The 21,533-nt window shown below is 68.2% G+C and carries 17 protein-coding genes and 1 pseudogene; 9 read left to right on the forward strand and 9 right to left on the reverse strand.

Annotation, left to right across the window (positions count from 1 at the left end; all coding sequences use genetic code 11):
• Window positions 1–288: 288 nt before the first annotated feature.
• Complete coding sequence (locus tag U4012_RS02505; RefSeq protein WP_321796011.1) at window positions 289–1,227, reverse strand: LysR family transcriptional regulator; 939 nt, start codon at window positions 1,225–1,227, stop codon at window positions 289–291.
• A 97-nt stretch (window positions 1,228–1,324) separates the two neighbouring features.
• On the opposite strand from U4012_RS02505, the gene U4012_RS02510 reads away from it, so the two are divergent.
• Both U4012_RS02510 and U4012_RS02515 read left to right on the forward strand, forming a co-directional pair.
• Window positions 1,325–1,765, forward strand: coding sequence for a heme-binding protein (locus U4012_RS02510; protein ID WP_321795878.1), 441 nt, complete (start codon window positions 1,325–1,327; stop codon window positions 1,763–1,765).
• Between the two features lie 4 nt (window positions 1,766–1,769).
• Complete coding sequence (locus U4012_RS02515; protein WP_321795880.1) at window positions 1,770–2,546, forward strand: SDR family oxidoreductase; 777 nt, start codon at window positions 1,770–1,772, stop codon at window positions 2,544–2,546.
• A 175-nt stretch (window positions 2,547–2,721) separates the two neighbouring features.
• On the opposite strand, the gene U4012_RS02520 is transcribed toward U4012_RS02515, so the two are convergent.
• The 4 genes from U4012_RS02520 to U4012_RS02535 are packed head-to-tail and all read right to left on the reverse strand — an operon-like array spanning window position 2,722 to window position 11,232.
• Window positions 2,722–6,909: a bifunctional nitrate reductase/sulfite reductase flavoprotein subunit alpha gene (locus U4012_RS02520; RefSeq protein ID WP_321795882.1), complete on the reverse strand. Its 4,188-nt coding sequence runs from the start codon at window positions 6,907–6,909 to the stop codon at window positions 2,722–2,724.
• Between the two features lie 16 nt (window positions 6,910–6,925).
• A complete protein-coding gene (gene nirD / locus U4012_RS02525; protein WP_044843338.1) occupies window positions 6,926–7,273 on the reverse strand; it encodes a nitrite reductase small subunit NirD in 348 nt (115 codons plus the stop codon).
• Between the two features lie 38 nt (window positions 7,274–7,311).
• Window positions 7,312–9,885, reverse strand: a complete 2,574-nt coding sequence (gene nirB / locus U4012_RS02530; protein ID WP_321795886.1) for a nitrite reductase large subunit NirB — start codon at window positions 9,883–9,885, stop codon at window positions 7,312–7,314.
• 21 nt (window positions 9,886–9,906) lie between these two features.
• Entirely contained in the window at window positions 9,907–11,232 is a 1,326-nt protein-coding gene (locus U4012_RS02535) for an MFS transporter (RefSeq protein ID WP_321795888.1), read from the reverse strand.
• Between the two features lie 703 nt (window positions 11,233–11,935).
• Here U4012_RS02535 and cobA point away from each other — a divergent pair.
• The 6 genes from cobA to U4012_RS02565 all read left to right on the forward strand — a co-directional run bounded on the left by cobA (window position 11,936) and on the right by U4012_RS02565 (window position 17,231).
• Window positions 11,936–12,697, forward strand: coding sequence for a uroporphyrinogen-III C-methyltransferase (cobA, locus tag U4012_RS02540; RefSeq protein WP_321795890.1), 762 nt, complete (start codon window positions 11,936–11,938; stop codon window positions 12,695–12,697).
• 171 nt (window positions 12,698–12,868) lie between these two features.
• Complete coding sequence (locus tag U4012_RS02545; RefSeq protein ID WP_124645930.1) at window positions 12,869–13,465, forward strand: ANTAR domain-containing response regulator; 597 nt, start codon at window positions 12,869–12,871, stop codon at window positions 13,463–13,465.
• Window positions 13,466–13,470: 5 nt separating this feature from the next.
• The gene (locus tag U4012_RS02550; protein ID WP_124522048.1) at window positions 13,471–14,514 is read left to right on the forward strand and encodes a CmpA/NrtA family ABC transporter substrate-binding protein; all 1,044 of its coding nucleotides are present in this window, start codon (window positions 13,471–13,473) and stop codon (window positions 14,512–14,514) included.
• Between the two features lie 144 nt (window positions 14,515–14,658).
• Window positions 14,659–15,258, forward strand: coding sequence for a uracil-DNA glycosylase family protein (locus U4012_RS02555; protein WP_321795896.1), 600 nt, complete (start codon window positions 14,659–14,661; stop codon window positions 15,256–15,258).
• A gap of 203 nt (window positions 15,259–15,461) precedes the next feature.
• The gene (locus U4012_RS02560; RefSeq protein WP_044843331.1) at window positions 15,462–16,403 is read left to right on the forward strand and encodes a helix-turn-helix transcriptional regulator; all 942 of its coding nucleotides are present in this window, start codon (window positions 15,462–15,464) and stop codon (window positions 16,401–16,403) included.
• A 129-nt stretch (window positions 16,404–16,532) separates the two neighbouring features.
• Window positions 16,533–17,231, forward strand: coding sequence for a fumarylacetoacetate hydrolase family protein (locus U4012_RS02565; protein ID WP_044843330.1), 699 nt, complete (start codon window positions 16,533–16,535; stop codon window positions 17,229–17,231).
• A gap of 188 nt (window positions 17,232–17,419) precedes the next feature.
• Here U4012_RS02565 and U4012_RS02570 read toward each other — a convergent pair.
• Window positions 17,420–17,728, reverse strand: a pseudogene (locus U4012_RS02570) (MFS transporter); the annotation flags it as partial.
• Window positions 17,729–18,052: 324 nt separating this feature from the next.
• On the opposite strand from U4012_RS02570, the gene U4012_RS02575 reads away from it, so the two are divergent.
• On the forward strand, window positions 18,053–18,286 hold the full coding sequence (locus U4012_RS02575) for a hypothetical protein (RefSeq protein ID WP_011549124.1): 234 nt from the start codon (window positions 18,053–18,055) through the stop codon (window positions 18,284–18,286).
• 198 nt (window positions 18,287–18,484) lie between these two features.
• On the opposite strand, the gene U4012_RS02580 is transcribed toward U4012_RS02575, so the two are convergent.
• The 3 genes from U4012_RS02580 to U4012_RS02590 all read right to left on the reverse strand — a co-directional run bounded on the left by U4012_RS02580 (window position 18,485) and on the right by U4012_RS02590 (window position 21,277).
• Window positions 18,485–18,832 carry a hypothetical protein gene (locus U4012_RS02580; protein WP_321795901.1) on the reverse strand — a complete coding sequence of 116 codons (348 nt, stop codon included), beginning with the start codon at window positions 18,830–18,832 and terminating at the stop codon, window positions 18,485–18,487.
• 407 nt (window positions 18,833–19,239) lie between these two features.
• Complete coding sequence (locus U4012_RS02585) at window positions 19,240–19,836, reverse strand: J domain-containing protein (RefSeq protein WP_321795904.1); 597 nt, start codon at window positions 19,834–19,836, stop codon at window positions 19,240–19,242.
• Window positions 19,837–20,191: 355 nt separating this feature from the next.
• A complete protein-coding gene (locus U4012_RS02590) occupies window positions 20,192–21,277 on the reverse strand; it encodes a helix-turn-helix domain-containing protein (protein WP_321795906.1) in 1,086 nt (361 codons plus the stop codon).
• Between the last annotated feature and the right edge of the window lie 256 nt (window positions 21,278–21,533).

Here is a 21,533-nt window from a genome sequence, read left to right on the forward strand (position 1 = left end):
CTGGGACGAAGCCAGGCGGCGCCTGAATCAGAAATTACGAGTATACGGATTTTATATTACAGAATCTTTCGATCCCGTACTGAGCGGTTCGGGCGCGGCGGTCGCATCAACGACGCGTCAAATTCATGCGCAAGGTGCGCATCATACCGGGAACCGCCGGGAATTTTTCGTCGAATGAATGACTTGCGACGCTTTTGGGAGAAATTCTCCCGGCCCGGCCGAGCCCGCGAGAGCAAACCCGCGACCGGCGCGGGATTCGGGGAATGGGGACGGATTGCCGTGCCCGCCTTACGGTCCCTTAGTCGCGCCGTCATCGTGCCAGTCGGCGCCGGCCCGCTCCCGCAGTATGTCGATGAATGCGCGCAGCTTCGCCGGCACATGCTTGCGATTCACGTAATAGAGCCACATCGGCGGCAGCGTCCGGCACGCGCCCGGCAGCACCTCGACGAGCGTGCCGTCGCGCAGGTCCGCGTCGATGCGCTCGCGCATGAACGCGAACGCGATGCCGACACCCTCGCGCGCGGCATCGATCACCGCATCCGCGTCGTTCGTCACGAGCACGCCTTCCGGATCGAGATCGACGTCGTGACGCCCGTCGTGCAGCAGCCACTTGTGCAGGCGCCCGCTCTCCGAAAACCGGAACCGGATGCACGCATGGCGCGCCAGCTCGGCGATCGACGCGGGCGTGCCGTGCCGCGCCAGATAGCCGGGCGAGGCGACCAGCGCGCAGGTCAGCGCGGGCGCGATCCGCACGCCGATCATGCCGGGCTGCAGCCGGTCGGCAAGACGAATCCCCGCGTCGAAGCCCTCCTTCGCGATATCGACCAGCTCGTTCTCGTAGCGGATTTCGAGCCGGACCTTCGGATAGCGCGCGCGGAACGCGGCCAGTATGGGCGCGATCACGAGCGAACGCGCGAGCGGCAGCGCCGTGACGCGCAACAGCCCGCCCGGCTCGCTGCGCACCTCCTTCAGCGCGTCGCGCGCCTGCATGACCTGCCGGTACGCGGGCTCCGTCTGCTGCCGGTAATGCTGGCCGGCTTCGGTCAGGCTCACGCCGCGCGTGCTGCGGTTGAACAGTTTCACGTTCAGCTCGCCTTCGAGCTGGCCGATCGCAAGGCTGACGGCGGCGGGCGTCAGTCCCAGCGCGGCGGCCGCGCGCGTGAAGTTGCCGGCCGTCGCGACCGTCATGAACACGTGCAGCCCGGCCATCGGATCGCGTCTGCTCATCATTAAAAAAACTTGAAACTCCTTCGAGTGGAATGCGGATTCTCCCATATACCGGAACTGCCTACACTGGCCCTGTCGTCTTCCGCCGGAGCATCGAATGGATTCGCACAACAACCCCGCCCTGCCGCTCGCAGCCGTCCGGCAGACGATCGAAGCCGCGCTCGCGCAGGCCGCGTCGCTGCAGGTCGCCGGGGTGTCGATCGCGATCGTCGACGCCGGCGCGAACCTGCTCGCATTCATCCGCACCGACGATTGCTTTCTCGGTGCGATCGACCTCGCGCAACGCAAGGCGCTGACGGCGATCCGCTTCCGCGCATCGACCGCCGCGCTCGGCGCGATGTCCGGCGACGGCCCGCTGCGCGGGATCGAGCACAGCCACGGCGGGCTCGTCACGTTCGGCGGCGGCGAGCCGCTCGTCGACGGCGACGGGCGCTGCGTCGGCGCGATCGGCATATCGGGCGGCAGCGTCGAGCAGGACGACGCGATCGCGCGGCATTGCCGCGATCGCTTTCACGCAACCTTTCCCACCTCGAGGTAAGCACATGGCTCAGAAACGCATCCTCATCACCGGTGCTGGCAGCGGCTTCGGCCGCGAAGTCGCGCTGCGGCTCGCGCAACACGGTCACGCGGTCACGGCCGGCGTCCGCACGACCGCCGAAATCGACGCGCTGACGGACGCCGCCGCGCAGCGCGGCACGGCACTGCGCGCGGTGAAACTCGACGTGACGTCGGCCTACGACCGCGCCCGCGCGGCCGAATTCGAAGTCGACGTGCTGGTGAACAACGCGGGCGTCGGCGAGGCCGGCGCGCTGGTCGACCTGCCGGTCGAGATCGTGCGCGAGCTGTTCGACGTCAACCTGTTCGGGCCGCTCGAACTCACGCAGCAGATCGCCCGCGGCATGCTCGCGCGCGGGCACGGCAAGATCGTGTTCGTGTCGTCGATCGCGGGGTTGATCACGGGGCCGTTCACGGGCGCCTATTGCGCGTCGAAGCACGCGGTCGAATCGGTCGCCGAGGCGATGCACGCGGAACTGGCGCCGCACGGCATCCGTGTCGCGGTCGTGAACCCCGGCCCGTACAGCACCGGCTTCAACGACCGCATGATGGAAACGCCGCGGCGCTGGCGCGATCCGGCCGTCCACACGGTGACGCCCGAGCGGCTGACCTTCCCGCTCCAGCAGCACGATCCGGAGGAAATGATCGCGAAGATGGTCGATGTGATCGAAAACGACGGCGGCGCATTCCGCAACCTGCTGCCACAGTCGTCGGAAGCATTCGTGCGCGCCGAGCAGGCGCGCGCGTGGGACCGTCAACAGTGACGCAAACCGGCGGCGGCCGGCGGTTCACGCAGGAACGCCCTGCCCGCCGCCCGGCCTGTCGCGTACGACGTTCGCCGTCGATGACCTTCCCGACGGCACGAACCGTCGCGGGTCAATGCGTCGCCGAAGCCGGGCCCGCAACCGGGCGGGCCGCGTCGAGCTGCGCCGCGCGTGGTCAGTACACGTCCCGCATGTAGCGCCGCGCCTTCGAGAGCTTCGCGACGTAGTCGTTCGCGGCTTCGTCCGACATCCCGCCGTGCTCGGCGACGACCGCCTTCAGCGCGGTATCGACGTCCTTGGCCATCCGCGCGGCGTCACCGCACACGTAGAAGTGCGCGCCCTCTTCCAGCCACTTGTACAGCTCGGCGCCCTGCTCGCGCATCCGGTCCTGCACGTAGATCTTGTCGGCCTGGTCGCGCGAGAACGCGAGATCGAGCCGCGTCAGGAAGCCGCTGTCGCGCATCGCGCTCAGTTCGTCGCCGTAGTAGAAGTCGGTCTGCGCATGCTGCTCGCCGAAGAACAGCCAGTTGCGGCCGCGCGCGCCGCGCGCCTGCCGCTCGTGCAGGAAGCCGCGGAACGGCGCGACGCCGGTGCCGGGCCCGACCATCACGACCGGCACGTCGCCGTTCACCGGCGGCCGGAAATGCGCGGACTTCTGCACGAACACCGGCACGCGGCCATCGTCCGCGCGATCGGCGAGGAACGTCGACGCGACGCCTTTGCGCGCGCGGCGGCCATTGTGATAACGCACGGCCGATACCGTCAGGTGAATCTCGCCCGGGTGTGCGCTCGGGCTCGACGCGATCGAATACAGGCGCGGCTGCAGCCGCTTCAGCATCCCGACCAGCTCCGTGCCCGACAGCTCGACCGGGAATTCGTGCAGCACGTCCGCGAGCTGTTGCCCCCACAACCATTGCTTCAGGTCGGCCTTGCGATCGTCGCCGAGCAGCGCCTTCAGCGCGCCGTTCGCGCTGCGCGACGCGATGAACGCGAGCGTGTCGGGATGCGGGCGCGTGATGTCGAAGTGGCGCGCCAGCGCATCGCCGAGCCGCATGTCGCCGACGCCCGCGACCGACACGGTGGCGTCGGCCTTCAGCGCGGTGACCGACAGCAGCTCGTCGACCAGCTCCGGGCAGTTGGTCGGCCACACGCCGAGCGCGTCGCCGGTTTCGTATTCGAGATTCGCGCCTTCGGTCGACAGCGACACGTAGCGCGTGTCCTTCGCGGCGCCCGGCCGGTTGAGCCGCAGGTTCGCGACGAGCTTCGACGGCGCCGGATGCGCCTTGGTCGGCAGCAGCCCCGACGCGCTCATCCCGGCGGTCGGCACCGCATGCAGCGCCGCATCCGCTTCCTTGATCCGGGCGGCCACGCGTTCGAGCCACTGGTCGGCATCGCGCTGGAACTCGACGTCGCAATCGACGCGCGCGCACAGGCGCGCCGCGCCGAGTTCCGCGAGCCTCGCATCGAGCCGGCGGCCGTGCCCGCAGAACTGGTCGTAGTTGCGATCGCCGAACGCGAGCACCGCGAAGTGCACGCCGTCGAGGCGCGCGGCGCTGCCGGCCTGCAGCGCGTCCCAGAACTCGCTGCCGTTGTCGGGCGCGTCGCCGTCGCCGAACGTGCTCGTCATCAGCAGCACGTACTGCGCGCCGGCCAGCGACGCGACCGGATAGTCGGACATGCACGCGGTGCGGATCTCGAAGCCGGCATTCATCAGCTGCGTCGCGTAGTCCTCGGTCAGCGATTCGATGTTGCCGGTCTGCGACGCCCACAGCAGCACGACCTTCGGGCGCGTGCGCACGATCCGCACGCCGCCGGGCGCGGCGGCCTCGGCCGGCAGTGCGGGCACAGCGCCTTCCGCGGTGTGGGCCGGCACCGCTCGGCTGAACAACCCCGCCAGCATCCCGTCGAGCCAGAGCCGCACCGGCGGCGTGAGCGGCGCGCCGGCCGGCAGCACCGGCACGCCGCCGTCGCGCCGGCCGGCGCTCGCCTTCAGCCCGCTGACGAGGCCGGCCACGTACAGGCGCTCCGCGTCGGTGAGCGGCGGCGGCGCGAGATCGGCCACGCCGAGCGCGGCCGCGAAAGTGTCGAGGTCTGCCATGTCGGATTCCTGTGAAGCCGTGATCTGCACCGCCGCCGGCACGGGCCGCGCGTCGCCGGCGGCGGCATCGGGTCGCGCCGTGTCGTCGGCCGCGGGCGCGAACGCGTCCGTGTCGACGCGCGCGAGCGCGACCGCGCAATACTTCAGTTCGGGTTGCTGCGATTCCGGATCGATCGCGTCGTTCGTCACCGCGTTGATGCACAGGTCGTCGCCGTACACGTCGTTCCAGTGCATCGGCGCGAAGCAGTTGCCGCGCTGCACGCGCTCGGTCACGACGGCCGGCAGCACGGCGCGGCCGCGCGCCGAGCGAATCTCGACGCTGTCCTTCGTGGCGATGCCGAGCGCGCTCGCGTCGTCCGGATGCAGTTCGACGAACGGGCGCGGATTGAGCTTGTTCAGCATCGCGACCTTGCCCGTCTTCGTCATCGTGTGCCATTGATGCTGCAGCCGGCCGGTGTTCAGCACGATCGGGAACGTATCGTCCGGCAGCTCGGCCGGATCGACGTGCGGCCGCGCGAAAAAGCGCGCCTTGCCGGACGGCGTCGGGAACGCGAGGCGCGGCGCAGCGCCACCGTCGGCTGCCGCGCGCAGCGTCTGGCTCACGCCGTCGTTCAGGTAGCGGATCGGGTGCCGCTCGCGCGCGGCGCCCGGCGCGACCGGCCATTGCACCGGGCCCTCGCGCAGCGCCGCATGGCTCGCGCCGCGCAGGTCGTAGCCGGTCGCCGGATTCGAAAACCGCACGATCTCGTCGAACACGTCGGCCGCCGACGCATAGTCGAACGCATCGCCGAAACCCATCTCGCGCGCGACTTCCGCGACGATGCGCCAGTCCGGCAGCGCGTCGCCGGGCGGCGCAACCGCGGCGCGCATCAGCGTCATGTTGCGTTCGGAGTTGATCATCACGCCGTCGCCCTCGGCCCACAGCGCGCCGGGCAGCAGGATGTCCGCGTAGCGGTTGGTCTCGGTGTCGAGGAATGCGTCCTGCGCGATCACGAGCTCCGCGGCCTGCAGCCCCGCGATCACGTTCTGCCGGTTCGGCACCGTCGCGACCGGATTCGTGCAGATGATCCAGCACGCCTTGATGTCGCCGGCCGCCATCCGTTCGAACAGGTCGACGGTGCCGCGGCCGGCGTCCTTGCGCAGCGTGCCGGCCGGCACGCGCCACAGGTGTTCGACGAAGCGCCGGTCGTCGTCGGACAGCACCGAGCGCTGGCCCGGCAGCCCGGGCCCCATGTAGCCCATCTCGCGCCCGCCCATCGCGTTCGGCTGGCCGGTCAGCGAGAACGGCCCGCTGCCAGGCCGGCAGATCGTGCCCGTCGCGAGATGCAGGTTGCAGATCGCGTTGGTGTTCGACACGCCGTGCGTGCTCTGGTTGAGCCCCATCGTCCAGCAGCTCATCCATTCCTGCGCGTCGCCGATCCATTGCGCGGCCGTGCGGATGTCGGCTTCGGCGAGGCCAGTGATCTCGGCGACGCGTTCGGGCGTGTAGTCGGCGAGGAACGCGGGCATCGCGTCCCAGCCTTCGGTGTACGCATCGATGAACGCGGCATCGATGCGGCCGTTCGCATGCAGCAGGTGCAGCAATCCGTTCGTCAGCGCGAGATCGGTGCCCGGCCGGATCTGCAGGAACAGGTCGGCCTTGTCGGCGGTGCCGGTGCGGCGCGGATCGACGACGATCAGCTTCGCGCCGGCCTTCACGCGATCCATCATCCGCAGGAACAGGATCGGGTGGCAGTCGGCCATGTTCGCGCCGATCACGAAGAACAGGTTCGCGCGATCGAAGTCCTGGTACGACCCGGGCGGGCCGTCCGCGCCGAGCGACTGCTTGTAGCCGGTGCCCGCGCTCGCCATGCACAGGCGCGAGTTCGACTCGATGTTGTTGGTGCCGACGAAGCCCTTCGCGAGCTTGTTCACGAGGTATTGCGCCTCGATCGACATCTGCCCCGACACGTAGAACGACAGCGCGTCGGGTCCGTGCGCATCGAGCACCGCGCGCAGCCGCCGCGCGGTCTCGGCGATCGCGTCGCGGGCCGGCAGCGGCACGAGGTCGTCCTCGCGCGCGCGCCGCACGAACGCGCGGTCGAGCCGCCCCGAGCGGCGCAGCGCGACATGCGCCGACGAACCCTTCGTGCACAGCCGTCCGAAGTTGGCCGGATGGTCGGAGTCGCCCGATACCTTGACGACTTCGTCATCCTCGACGTGCAGCACCATCCCGCAGCCGACGCCGCAGTACGGGCACACACTCTTGACGGGGGTCGCGCTCATGCGTGCTCCGGGGCGTTCAGGCGGCGATCCACACGAAACCGTCCTCGACCCGCGACGGATACGCGCTCACCGATTTCTCGGGCGCTTCGAGGCATTCGCCGGTCCGCAGGTCGAAATGCTGCTTGTACAGCGGCGACGCGACGACCACGCGCTCGCCGAGGCTGCCGATCAGCCCGCGCGACATCACCGCCGCCTGCGACACCGGGTCGACGTTGTCGATCGCGAACACGCCGCCTTCCTCGGCATGCGCGACGTGAAACACGGCGACCTGCTCGCCGTTGACGAGCGCGCACACGCCGGTGTTCGGCACGATGTCGTCGAGCGGGCACACGCGGGTCCAGGACAGGGGATGACGATCGTTCATGATGGGCTCCTTGGAAAAGACGCTGGTGTCGGTCGAAGTCACACGGTTGCGGGCTCGGCGACGACGGGAATCGCAACGGGCTTGCCGCCCGCGCGCTCGGCGAGCGTGGCAGGCCGGATCTGGCCGCGCGTCTCGACGAATGCGATGGTCGTGTCCGGCGCGTCGCTGTTCACGAAGTGTCGGAAGCGCTTGCGCGTGTCCGGATCGGTGACGGCCTTCTTCCATTCGCATTCGTAGGTGTCGACCACGTTCTGCATGTCGGCTTCGAGTTCGGCCGCGATCCCGAGCTTGTCGTGCACGACGACATCGGCCAGGTAGTCGAGCCCGCCTTCGAGGTTGTCGCGCCACACGCTGGTGCGCTGCAGACGGTCGGCGGTGCGCACGTAGAACATCAGGAAGCGGTCGATGTAGCGGATCAGCGTGGCGCGGTCGAGGTCGGACGCGAGCAGCTCCGCGTGGCGCGGCTTCATCCCGCCGTTGCCGCATACGTACAGGTTCCAGCCCTTCTCGGTCGCGATGATCCCGACGTCCTTGCCCTGCGCTTCCGCGCACTCGCGCGTGCAGCCCGATACGCCGAACTTGATCTTGTGCGGTGCGCGCAGGCCCTTGTAGCGGTTCTCGAGGTCGATCGCGAGGCCGACCGAATCGTCGACGCCGTAGCGGCACCACGTCGAGCCGACGCACGACTTCACGGTACGAAGCGCCTTGCCGTACGCATGCCCCGATTCGAAGCCGGCCGCGATCAGCTCTTCCCAGATCGACGGCAGCTGCTCGACGCGCGCGCCGAACAGGTCGACGCGCTGGCCGCCGGTGATCTTCGTGTAGAGCCCGTACTTCTTCGCGACCTGGCCCACCGCGATCAGCCCTTCCGGCGTCACCTCGCCGCCCGGCATGCGCGGCACGACCGAGTACGTGCCGTCGCGCTGGATGTTCGCGAGGTAGTAGTCGTTCGAATCCTGCAGCCCCGCATGCTCCTTCTTCAGCACGAACTCGTTGAAGCACGACGCGAGGATGCCCGCCACCGCCGGCTTGCACACGTCGCAGCCGAGCCCGTGGCCGTGCTTCGCGAGCAGCGCGTCGAAGGTCGTGATGCGCTCGACGCGGATCAGGTGGAACAGCTCCTGGCGCGAATACGGGAAGTGCTCGCACAGATGGTTGTTGACCGCGAGGCCCTGCTTCTTCATCTCGGCCTTCATGATCTGCGTGACGAGCGGCACGCAGCCGCCGCACGACGTGCCCGCGCCCGTGCACGACTTCAGTGCGCCCAGGCTGGTCGAGCCGTCGGCCACCGCCGCGCAGATCTGCGACTTCGACACGTTGTTGCACGAGCAGATCTGCGCGCCTTCCGGCAATGCGTCGACGCCGAGCGCGGGCTTCGCCGCGCCGTCCGACGACGGCAGGATCAGGAATTCCGGCGACTCGGGCAGCTCGATGCGGTTCAGCATCATCTGCAGCAGCGTGCCGTATTCGGTCGCGTCGCCGACCATCACCGCGCCGTGCAGGAACTTGCCGCAGTCCGACACCACCAGCTTCTTGTAGACCTGGCGGCGCTCGTCCGCGTACTGGTAGGTGCGGCTGCCGGCCGTCGCGCCGTGCGCGTCGCCGATGCTCGCGACGTCGACGCCCATCAGCTTCAGCTTGGTGCTCATGTCGGCACCGGCGAACACGGCGTCGACCGCTTCTTCCGGGGCGCCGCCGAGCTGCTTCGCGACCACGCGCGCCATGTCGTAGCCCGGTGCGACGAGCCCGTACACCATCCCGTTCCAGGCCGCGCATTCGCCGATCGCGTAGATGTCGGCGTCGCTCGTGCGGCACGCGTCGTCGATCGCGACGCCGCCACGCGGGCCGATTTCGAGGCCGCACGCACGCGCCAGTTCGTCGCGTGCGCGGATGCCGGCCGAGAACACGATCATGTCGGCATCGAGATGCGAACCGTCGGCGAACGCCATCCGGTGCATGCCTTCTTCGCCGTCGACGATTTCAAGCGTGTTCTTGCCCGTATGCACGGTCACGCCGAGCGCCTCGATCTTCGCGCGCAGCATCCGGCCGCCGCCGTCGTCGACCTGCACCGCCATCAGCCGCGGCGCGAATTCGACGACGTGCGTGTCGAGCCCCATGTCGCGCAGCGCCTTCGCGCATTCGAGGCCGAGCAGCCCGCCGCCGATCACCACGCCGCGCCTCGCGTGCGTGCCGCACGCCTGCATCGCTTCGAGATCCTCGATCGTCCGATACACGAAGCAGCCCGCGCGATCGCGTCCCGGCACCGGCGGCACGAACGGACGCGAGCCCGTCGCGAGCACCAGCTTGTCGTACGCGAGCGTTTCGCCGGACGCGAGCGTGACCGTGTGCGCGTCGCGATCGATCGACGCGACGCACGCGTTCAGGCGCAGGTCGAACTGCGGATGCCGTTCGAAGAAACCGGGCTCGACGAGCGACAGGTCGTCGGCCGACTTGCCCGCGAAGAATTCCGACAGGTGCACGCGGTCGTACGCCGGACGCGGTTCCTCGCCGAGCACCGTGACCTGCAGCGCGCCCGCCGCGCCGGCTTGCGCGGCGACGCATTCGAGGAGCTTGTGGCCGACCATCCCGTGGCCGATGACGATGAGTTTCATGATGACGTTTCCTTCGGTCGATCAGTTCGCGGCGCCGGCGGCGGCGAGCGCGCGGTCGCGCAGCTCGGCCTCGCGTGCCTTGTGTTCCTCGCTGAAGCGCACGGCCATCGCGCACAGCGCGGTCGCGGTGACGGCGAGCCCGAGCAGGCTCAGCGTGTGCTGCACGTCGCCGACGCCCTTCAGCAGGAACGCCGCGGCCACCGCACCGACGTTGCCGCCCGCGCCGACGATCCCGGCGACGCCGCCGAGCGCCTTGCGGTCGATGAACGGCACCAGCGCATAGGTCGCGCCGCAGGCCATGTGCGTGAAGAGGCCGAAGGTCAGCATCGCGACGAGCGCCATGCCGATGCCCTGCGCATGCGAGAACCAGACCAGCCCGAGCCCTTCGCCGACGATCAGCGCGCACAGCAGCGTCGCGCGCACGTCGAGGCTGCGGCGCGCGGCGATCTTGTCCGACAGCCAGCCGCCGAGCGCGCGGGCGAACAGCGCGAGCAGCCCGAACATCCCGACCGCGAAGCCGGCGTCCTTCAGCGACAGCTTGAAGTGATCGACGTAGTACAGCGCGGCGATGTTGTGGATGAACACCTCGACGCCGAAGCACGCGCCGTACGTGACGAACAGCATCCACACGCGATAGTTGCCGCACGCGGCGAAGAAGCTCGCCCAGCCGCCCTTCTTGCCGCTGTCGACCGTCACGCCCTGCTTGCGCAGCGCGACGAAGTCGCCTTGCGGGCAGTCTTGCGTGAAGCGCCAGTACGCCCAGGCCATCGCGAGCATCGCGACGCCCGGCACGACGAGCGCGATGCGCCACGACGTGTCGTCGCCGAAGCCGAGCATCAGGCCGGCCGCGACGAGCAGCGGCATCATCGCCTGCGTCGCGCCCGCGCCCGCGTTGCCCCAGCCGGCCGTCGTCGCGTTCGCGGTGCCGACCACGTTCGGCGCGAACATCACCGACGTGTGGTACTGCGTGATCACGAAGCCCGCGCCGATCGCGCCGATGCCGAGCCGGCAGATCAGGAACGTCACATAGTCGTGCGAGAACGACACCGCGAACACCGGAATCGCGCCGAGCACGAGCAGCCCGACATACACGCGGCGCGGGCCGAAGCGGTCGCACATCGGGCCGACCAGCAGCCGCACGGCGATCGTCGCGGCCACCGCGGCGATGTTGATGTTCGCGACCTGTGCCGCGGTGAGGTGGAACTCGCGCGCAATCAGCGGCATCAGCGGCGCGCATGCGAACCACGCGAAGAAGCATACGAAGAACGCCATCCACGTCATGTGGAACGCGCGCATCGGCGCGGTGCGGAAGCTGAAGAGATCGATACGGGTAGCTTTGTCGGTCATGTCATCCGCCAAACGAAAAACGGCGTCCTGCACACCCGGTCTCGTCGAGACCCGATGTGTAGGACGCCGTTGCCCATGAAGCCCGTTGCCGGGCGCGTCGGTAATCGGTACTGCGGACGAATCGTCGTTGATTCGCCCGAGCCAGCTTACGCAAGCGCCGTGCCATATCCGCCCGAATCGCAGTTGCAGCCCCGCCGCACAAGGCTCGCCGGCCGTTGCACGCATCGCTGCACGACGCCGCGCATGATGCGTCAGGATGCAGCGAGGCACAGATACGGTGCGCTGCAGCACTGTCGCCGTGCGACATCGCGGTGCGCATGGACGGGGCCGCGATGCACGCCGATGCGGCATTGCGTGCGCCGCGGCCGCGCGGTCGCATGCGGGCCGGCGTCCGTCGTGGCGGTCGCGCCGTGTGTATCGCCGCGCTTATTGCCGCACTTGTCGCCACGTCTGTAGCCGCGCTCGCCGCCCGGTTCGATCAGGTTGGCCCGGATATTGCTGAATCCGGACCACACCGGCAACGGCGCCGGTGGGCAGTCCCCGCAAGTCGGGCCCGCCGCCGCAGGCGGGCGCAACAGATCAGGACAACGACGTCCCCCCGTGCCCGGCACGGCCGGATGTCGCGATCGCGTCGACCGCCCGCCGCCGCCGCAAGCAACAATGCGTTATCGATCGCCGCACGCACGCGGCACTGGAACACGACATGACGACTGGAAAAGTCACGCTGCTGGGCGCCGGGCCCGGCGATTCCGATCTCCTCACCCTGAAGGCCGTGAAGGCGCTGGCGGCCGCCGACGTGCTGCTGCTCGACGATCTCGTCGCGCCCGGCATCGTCGAACTCGCGCCGCACGCGCGCGTGATCCGCGTCAGCAAGCGCGGCGGTTGCCGCTCCACGCCACAGGCGTTCATCGAGAAACTGATGCGCCGCTACGCGCTGCGCGGCGCGCACGTCGTGCGCGTCAAGGGCGGCGACGCGCTGCTGTTCGGCCGCGCCGGCGAGGAACTCGCGACGCTGCGCGCCGCCGCGATTCCCGTCGACATCGTCAACGGCATCTCGTCGGGCTTCGCGGCCGCCGCGAGCCTCGGCATCTCGCTCACGCACCGCGAGCACTGCCAGGGCGTCACGTTCGTCACCGCACATCGCCAGGACCACGGCGAACCCGACTGGGCGGCGCTCGCGGCGACCGGCACCACGCTCGCGATCTACATGGGCATGAGCCGCGTCGACAGCATCGCGGCGGGCCTGCTCGCCACCTTGCCCGCGTCGACGCCGGCCGCCGCCGTGCAGTGGGCCGGCACGCCGCACGAGCGCCGCTGGACCGGCACGCTCGGCGGCCTCGCGCGCGGCGTCGCGGCAGCCGGGCTCGGCAGCCCGGCCGTGATGCTGGTCGGCGCGGCGATCGGCGAAGCCGCCGTGCAGCGCACCGATGTCGCCGGCGAGGCGCTCCTGTCGCGGGCGGCGTAGCATGGGTCACGTCACGCGGCACCGTCCGCACGCCCGTTCCGCTCACCGCGGCCGCGTTCGCGCCGGCTGCCGGGGATGCATGCGCGAGGTTCCGGGTACATCGACTTCCGCCCGCACCCCGCAACCCCCGCTCAACCCTTGTACCGAAGCCGGTCCGTCCCCGTTCGCGTCATGAGTTCGTCCGCCCCGCCCGCACGCCTGCGCGTGCTGCTCGTCACCGACACCGACAAGCCGATCGGCGAACTCGGCGACGCGCTCGCGCGCCTCGGCTACGAGATGCTCAACGACGTCGCGACGCCCGCGCGCCTGCCCGCGGCCGTCGAGGAGCAGCGCCCCGACGTCGTGATCATCGATACCGATTCGCCGTCGCGCGACACGCTCGAGCAACTGGCCGTGATGCACGCGACCGCGCCGCGCCCTGTGCTGATGTTCAGCCACGATGCCGACCAGGCGCTGATTCACGCGGCGGTCGGCGCCGGCGTCAGCGCGTATCTCGTCGAAGGGCTGTCGGCCGAGCGCCTCGCGCCGATCCTCGAAGTCGCGCTCGCGCGCTTCTCGCACGACGATGCGCTGCGCCGCCGGCTCGCCGACGTCGAGCGCGAGCTCGCCGAACGCAAGCTGATCGATCGCGCGAAGCGCCTGCTGATGGATCAGCGCAGGCTGTCCGAGCACGATGCGTATGCGTTGCTGCGCAAGCGCGCGATGGACCAGGGCCTGCGCATCGTCGACGTCGCGCGGCAACTGCTCGATGCGTCCCAACCGTCATGAATGCCATGAACCCTTCGCCTCCCGCCGCGCCGGAACGCGCGCATCTTCGTCTCGGGTTCGTCGCGCTGAGCGACGCGGCCCCGCTGATCGTCGCGCAGCAGCTGAATCTCGGCGCGCGCCACGGCCTGACGCTGGAACTGAGCCGCCAGCCGTCCTGGGCCGCCGTGCGCGACAAGCTGCTGAGCGGCGAACTCGACGCCGCGCACGCGCTGTACGGACTCGTGTGCGGGCTGCAGCTCGGCATCGGCGGCCCGCAGGCCGACATGGCCGCGCTGATGGTGCTGAACCGCAACGGCCAGGCGATCACGTTCGCCCGCGGCCTCGCCGACGCCTACCGCGCCAGCGGCGACGTCCGCGCGGCGCTCGCGACGCTCGGACGCAAGCCGCTGCTCGCGCAGACCTTCCCGACCGGCACGCATGCGATGTGGCTGAACCACTGGCTCGCGTCGCACGGCATCGATCCGCTGCGCGACGTGCGCAGCGTCGTGATTCCGCCGCCCGAGATGGTCGCGGCGCTCGCGAGCGGCGAACTCGACGGCTTCTGCGCGGGCGAGCCGTGGCACGCGGTGGCCGAAGCGTGCGGCGCCGGCCGGACCGTCGCCGTCACCAGCGAGATCTGGCCCGATCATCCGGAGAAGGTGCTCGCGGCCCGGCGCGATTTCGTCGCGCTGTATCCGGCCACCGCGCGCGCGCTGATCCGCACGCTCGTCGATGCGTGCGCGTGGCTCGACAGCGCCGCGCACCGTCGCGACGCGGCCGGCTGGCTCGCGTCACCCGATGCGCTCGGCGTACCGGCCCGGCTGATCGCGCCGCGCCTGCTCGGCGACTACGGCCCGGGGCCGTTCGCGCAGCCGCCGCTGCCGATCCGCTTCCACGACGGCGGCGCCGTGAACCGGCCGGATCCGCAGGAAGGCCGGTGGTTCCTGTTGCAATACCGCCGCTGGGGCATGCTCGACGGCACGCACGACGACGCGGCCATCGCCGCGGCGATCGCGCAGACGGCGTTGTATGATGCCGCGGTCGCCGAAGGCGGTGCGGCGGACAGGTGATCCCGGCACGGATGCCGTGGCCGCCGCGCAGCACCATGCCGCGCCCCGCGGAATGCCTGACGCGATGCGCCGGTCCGCTCCGGCTCGCCGCGCCGCATGGACGCGTTTGCATCCGCGCCGCCAGTCCGTCCCCGTTCAGAATCGATGCCGAAACGAACGCGCACGCCGCTCGACGTGCTGCTCACCGAAATCCGCGCGTGCCGCGCCTGCGAAGCCGACCTGCCGCTCGGCCCGCGCCCCGTCGTGCGCGCCCATCGCGACGCCCGCATCCTGATCGTCGGGCAGGCGCCCGGCGCCCGCGTCCATGCGAGCGGCATCCCGTGGGACGATGCCAGCGGCAAGCGGCTGCGCGACTGGCTCGGTGTCGACGCCGACACGTTCTACGACGAGACCCGCTTCGCGATCGTGCCGATGGGTTTCTGCTACCCCGGCCGCGGCGCGAGCGGCGACAACCCGCCGCGTCCTGAATGTGCGCCACTGTGGATCGACCGGCTGCTCGCCGAATTGCCGTCGATCCGGCTGACGCTGCTGATCGGCCAGTACGCGCAGCGGCATTTCCTGCGCGACACGCGCCAGGCGACGCTGACCGACACCGTGCACGCGTGGCGCGACTACGGCCCCGACATGCTGCCGCTGCCGCATCCGTCGCCGCGCAACCAGGCGTGGTTCAAGCACCATCCATGGTTCGATGCCGAGGTCGTGCCGGAACTGCGGCGGCGCGTCGCACCGCTGATCGCCGGCTGACCGAAACCGGGCGCGCCCCTGCCCCCTGTCGCGACGAACCGGAACGACATCGACTTTGTTCGGCCGCCTGATTGCGGTGTCGCCGGGCCGGATGGAGCGTGTCCCCGCCCGTCCGGCCTGCGCGGATCGGCCCGCGGATTCCGGCCGCGCCCGGTTCGCTGTACCATCGCGGCTCAACCGCGTCACCAACAGCAGAATCCTTCATGCCCTCCACCGCCCCGCCGCGCCTGTACGGGATGCCCGAACGCAGCGACCGGCTCGATTTCTACATTCGCGACCAGGCGTCGCGCCAGGCGATCACCGAGCCGCACCGGCACGCGTATTTCCAGATCCAGTTCAACCTCGGCGGCGACACCGAGCAGCGGATCGGCGGCGTCACGCGGCCGTTTCCGCGCGGCGCGCTCGCGTTCGTGCTGCCGCACCGCGAGCACCTGATTCCGCATCCGGAAGGCGCGCACTTCATTGTCATCAACTTCAGCCAGGCGTTCCTGCGCGCCGATCTCGACGTCGATCCGCTCGATCTCGAGGATGTCCCCGCGCAGCGCTTTCCGGAGCTGACGCCGTTCCGCTTCCAGGAACATCTCGACTTCATCCTGACCGGCGACGCGTTCGACGAGGCGCGGCGCCTCGCGCTGTGCATGCTCGATGCCGACCGCGTGCGCACCTTCGGCTCGACCACGTTGCTGCGCGGCTACCTGCTGCAGCTGATCGGCCTCGTCTGCACGCAGTACGCGGGCGCGCTCGACAAGCTCGCGCAGCGTGGCGCCCAGCGCGCGGGCCGGCGCGACGCCCTCGCGCGCGTGCTGCGCCACGTGCGCGCGAACCTGACCCGCGAGGACTTGACGCTCGCGGCCACCGCCGAGGCCGCGTTCCTGTCGCCGAACTACCTCGCGCACCTGGTGCGCAAGGAAACCGGCAGCACCTTCACCGATCTCGTGACCGAGCGCCGGATCGCGCTCGCGCAGTCGCTGCTCGCGCATACGAGCCGGCGCATCGCCGACATCGCGCGCTCGGTCGGCTTCCGCGACGAAGGGTATTTCGCGCGGCGCTTCCGCGCACGGGTCGGCGTGTCGCCGAAGGCGTACCGGGATGCCAACGCCGCGCTGCCGGACGCCGACGCAGCGCCGACGGCCGGCGACGCGTAGATTTGTCCGGTTAAAGCGCAGTTGCGTCGCATCCCGGCGCGCACGCGTCGGGTATCGTTCCATGCATGCCGGCCCGCGGCGCATTGCGCGGGCAACGGCATCCGTCTATTCATCGAACGAGGTCATCCGATGTCCGCATACGTCATCGACGCTTCCGAGCGTCCTTCCGTCGAAGTCGAACAGTCGTCCGCGCGCTTTCCGGTGCGCCGCGTGTTCTGCGTCGGCCGCAACTACGCCGACCACGCGCGCGAAATGGGCGCCGATCCCGACCGTGAACCGCCGTTCTTCTTCACGAAGCCGGCCGACGCGATCGTCCCCGCCGCCGGCACCGTCCCGTATCCGCCGCTGACCGGCGACCTCCATCATGAAATCGAGCTGGTCGTCGCGATCGGCAAGGACGGCCGGTCGATCGACCCGGCCGATGCGCTATCGCACGTGTGGGGCTACGGCGTCGGCGTCGACCTCACGCGCCGCGACCTGCAGGCCGAAGCGAAGAAGCTGAGCCGGCCGTGGGACTGGGCGAAGGGCTTCGACGCGTCGGGCCCCGTGACCGCGCTGCGCGCGGCGACCGCGACCGGCCATCCGGCAAGCGGCCGGATCTGGCTCGCGGTCAATGGCGAAACACGCCAGCAAGGCGATCTCGCCGACATGATCTGGGCCGTGCCGGACGTGATCGCGTACGTGTCGCGCTCGGTCGAGCTGAAGGCCGGCGACCTGATCTTCACCGGCACGCCGGCCGGCGTCGGCGCGCTGCAGCCGGGCGACCGCGTGACGGGTGGCGTCGACGGCATCGCGACGTTCGAGTTCGTGATGGGGGCGAAGCCGTAAGGCATCGTGCGGGCGCATGCGATGCGCAGTCGGTCCGACGGCTGTCGGGTCGGGTCGTATCGCTCCTTGTCGATCCGGGCAGCGATCGCATCGCGCCGGATCGGCGTGCCGGTCCTGTCGCGTCGATCACGCGCGCCGTTCGCGGGCGTCGAAGATTCGTACGCACATCGCGGTCGCCAGCGCGATCGTCGTGGACTGGTCGCCATCGCGCAGCCCAGCGACCCGAGCGTGAAGATGCCGAGGCTCGTCAGCATGATCGGCCTCCGCCCGAACCGGTCCGACAGCGGCCCCATCACGAACTCGAGCGACGCGGCAACCGCCGCGTAGCCGCCGAGCGACAGCGCGACGAGCGCATAGTCGGCGCGCAGGTCGCGCGCGATCGCCGGCAGCGACGGCAGGAACAGGCTCAACGGCAGCACCGAGAACGCGCACAGCAGGATCAGCGTTGCGTGTCGCGGTGCAGCCGGCTCGGAAGCGATCGGCAGGTTTGGATGCAAGCGGGTGCCCACCCCGCACGCGTCGCGTGGACGTGCGCAATGCAAAAGACGTTCTTCGTGGATTTCCGGGGAGGTCGGTTGTCGACCCTGAACGGCCCTTCAGATTTATCCAAAGCGGCCAATCGTTGTGACCTGCAGCGGGATTTTGTAGCCACGCTCGATGAGTATCTTGGCCTCGGCGCGACTGCGGAATCATGCCCGATTAAATTGCTTCTCCCGCAGCGTGCCGTTGGAACCTTCAACGGAGTCGTTCTGCCAAGGGCGGCAAGAACGGACACAGCGTGTACGATCTGGTCTTCAAGAAAACCATCCAAGGAGAGAGGAATGAATCCGGAACAGGCCCGAGCCGAAGAAACGCAGGCGATGGAGCGCATGGTGGCCGCCACGCTGCGCGTGCAGAGTACGTTCGCCTCGATGCAGAAGCAATTTCCGCCGCAAGGCAGCGGCGAGCCTTCGCCGTTCGCGCTGCAAACCTTTGATGCCGCCCTGCAGGAACTTGAAGACGCACAGGCCGCGTTCGATGCGCTGCTGAACGATCTGATCGACGGTAACCGCTAAAGACCACGCCCTTATCTGCACCGATTGTCGACGATCTAAAAAGCTGTGTCGAACGTCCGATTGTGGCGGTGGACTGCGACGGCGGCAAGACGTCAAGAAATGTTTTCAGCTGCGTTTCTGAACGACGCACCCCAACCATCGGATCTGACGCCGAATGTCCCTTCCTGGCCGATGCCCGTCAGGTACGGCAGGCACCGATCAATGGTGGCACCGGGGTGACATGAGCGCATGATTAATCAATATTTGTGCACCGTCACGCCATTGGTCTGGATTAGCGCCCACATAGACTCGGACCGCTCGCAGCTCGTCGTTCGTTGAACGCAGCCCAGATTCGTCACAGACGAGCCCCAGTGTCCGCCCGTACTCTGCGCTTCCATGAACGTAGCCGGTGACGTAGGCGGCGAGTTGGGTAGTAGAAGATGCTTTTTCGCCAAGTGCTTGATCCAGACCGCGCATCAGTTCGTCAACCGTCAGGGCAAAACAACCCTGCGTCACAATCAGGCCTATGGCAAGCACGCATACCAATTTTCTATACATCTCCGACATCCCATGTTCGAATCAATCCAGACGCCGCGTCAGTTGATCATGCATCGTTGATCGGCAAAGCATTGATCGTCTACGATCCGGGCACCCATGGCCCAACGACTGACCGAAACTCGCGGCGGTTATGAACGCTTGTCAATCAATCGGATTGGTTGGCTACGCAGTCGCGAAGCGTCTGCGAAAGCTCAACGCTGTAGCCAGGCGGCTCAATGAACGTCCGCGAAAGACACTAGACTTCGATACACCGATCGAGAAATTTCATCAATTCGTTGCATCGACGGGTTGAATCCGCAGCCGAACACTGCCCAACTAGCCGTCAATTCATAAAGCAGTCGATCGAAGAACATCTCTGAAGACGGCACCGACCGCGGTCGAGTTCCGCCTTCGCAAAACCGGTCCCCCACTAGGACTCACTGGCGCAGCCCGAACATGCCGTGCCACAGAGCGCTGAAAAAGTCCGTATGCGCGTGTTCGTCACTCCTTCGCGCGTCGCTCTTTGGCGCCTGCGCCGATGCCGCCTCCCCCTCGTCGCGTTGCGGCATCTGCTCATCACGCTGCCCGTCCCGCGATGCGTCCGGCTGGCGAGACGCATGCAGCTCGACCACGCTGCCGGCAATGCGCTCGGCGAGTTGAACATCGCAATCACGGCCGAGCAGAACACCGAAGACGACGTCGCGATTGTGCCCTTGCTCGGCGAAGCGCATCGCCAATGCCACGAACCGCGCATATTCCGCTTCGCGCTCTGCCTTCAGGCGTTCCTCTTCTTCGCGAAGCCGTGCATGACGGAGCATTTCCTCTGCGTAAACGGTGTCATAGACGCGGCGCAGCTTCGGGTCCGAGAGAATCGCGTATGCTTCCTTGATCTCCTGAAATCGCGCATGCGCGTCCGCTTCGCACCCGACGTTGCGGTCGGGATGCGCTTTCATCGCTGCTTTCCGGTAGCCGCGCTTGATTTCCTCGTCGGTGGCGTTCTCGCGCACACCGAGCAATTCATACATTGTCGTCATGGTGCGTCGGGATGAAAGTCGGATCGCATTGATCGTAGCATGTCGCCGCGGCGCCCATCCGTCGGGTTGAGCATTCACCAGGTTCTGAACACCCTGAGTACAGGTCAGGGGCGCTTTGGCAGATGACGAGATCCGAATCATTCTCGCCGGAACGGCCGTTTGCCGACTGGAGCGATCGCTCGATTGTCCGAATGAGCATGCAGGCTAACGGCGCTTCATGCGCCGTAATCTACCGAAGCAGCGCCGAGTCATGCAGCAATCGTTCACCCCGACGGCCAAAGTCAGTGGCCGCCTTCGAGCGGCTATCGAAACACAGCCCCCACCCAGGTTCGTCGCAGTCGACGAGCCAATCCGTTCAACTCTGCCTCTTCGTGAAGCGCTCCCGCTTTGTATCGCCATGCTGGAACAACGGTGCGTACTCGTGCAATTCTCGTGGCGAGATGTCGAAGGCGCGACGGAATGCACGAGTAAAGCTTGATGCATCATTGAAGCCCAACCCCGAGGCAACGTCCTGTACCTCCACATGGGGAAAGCGCACCAGTTCATCGGCCGCCATTCGCAGCCTGCGGTTGCGGATATAAGCGGCGAGACCCCCTTCATGCTCGAATATGCGGTACACGCTGGCGCGTGAGAGATTAAGCGACGCCAACACGCTGTCGGGCGACAGATTCGGATCATGCAGATTTGCCTCGACGTGCCGCCGCACTTGCCCGTATACAGCAGCGCGGACCGCCGCGCGGGCATTGCCGGCAAGACCCGCCTGGCGGCAGAAGGCCGCAACGATCAACTCTACCGCCGTGAGCAAGGACCGATGCGCTTCGTCCTTGCTCAGTCCGACGATGGTCTTATTGAGCGCCACCACATGCTCGATCAGCATGCGCGTCAGCGGATCGGTGGCGTGAATCCAGCGGCCATGCAGCGAGGCCGCATCGGGGAATGACTTTTCCACCAGTGCGCGTGGCACAAACAGGAGAAGTATCCGGCTATGAAAACTCCGGATCGTGCACGGCTGATCCATGTCCAGGGCGAGGATACTTGGCACGTGCGGCACGTGCGGCGCGTCGGACCGTGGTTTGCCGCCCAGGAACTGCCCCGGCGACCCTTCAAGGTATATGCTGAACGACACATCCCGCACGCTCTCGGTCGAAACCCGACCCAACGATCGCACGGCCAGGTTCGGCCCCGTGCGAAAGTCGAAGATGCTCAGATTCTCGATCGTGTAACGGGACATCGATGCATCGAACGTATCCTCGGCTTGCTTCGACGAAGGCAATATGTCGTAGACGGGACTCATGCGCTCTTGCCAGGCCAGCAAGCTTCGACGGGCGTCGCCTTGAACGCTGAAACTGCTGTGCACGATGCCGGGCGCGAGCACCGGCCGCTCCGGCGGCAACAACAGGCGGGCTGGCGGTATCGCAGTGTGTAGTGGGTCGTCGTTCAATGCGGCGCTCTTCGCTGATTTTCGTCCGGCTTTGATCTGCCCAGCACTCCTGAACGCCATATTGATCCAATCGCTTGCCCGGAACGCGCTAGTGCAGCATGGGAAGCATACCAGTACGTGCTTTGCCGTAGCACACGGCGCGTCCCCTCCCGCTTCTTCAGCATCACGCAATCGTTTGCGAATCGCGATTTCACCACCTGCGCGAAGGCGAGCCTGATCGCTCGTGCTTCCGGCAATTCGACCGGGCCCAGCGCAT

It is taken from the genome of Burkholderia sp. BCC1988 (assembly GCF_905339895.1).
Taxonomy (GTDB): domain Bacteria; phylum Pseudomonadota; class Gammaproteobacteria; order Burkholderiales; family Burkholderiaceae; genus Burkholderia.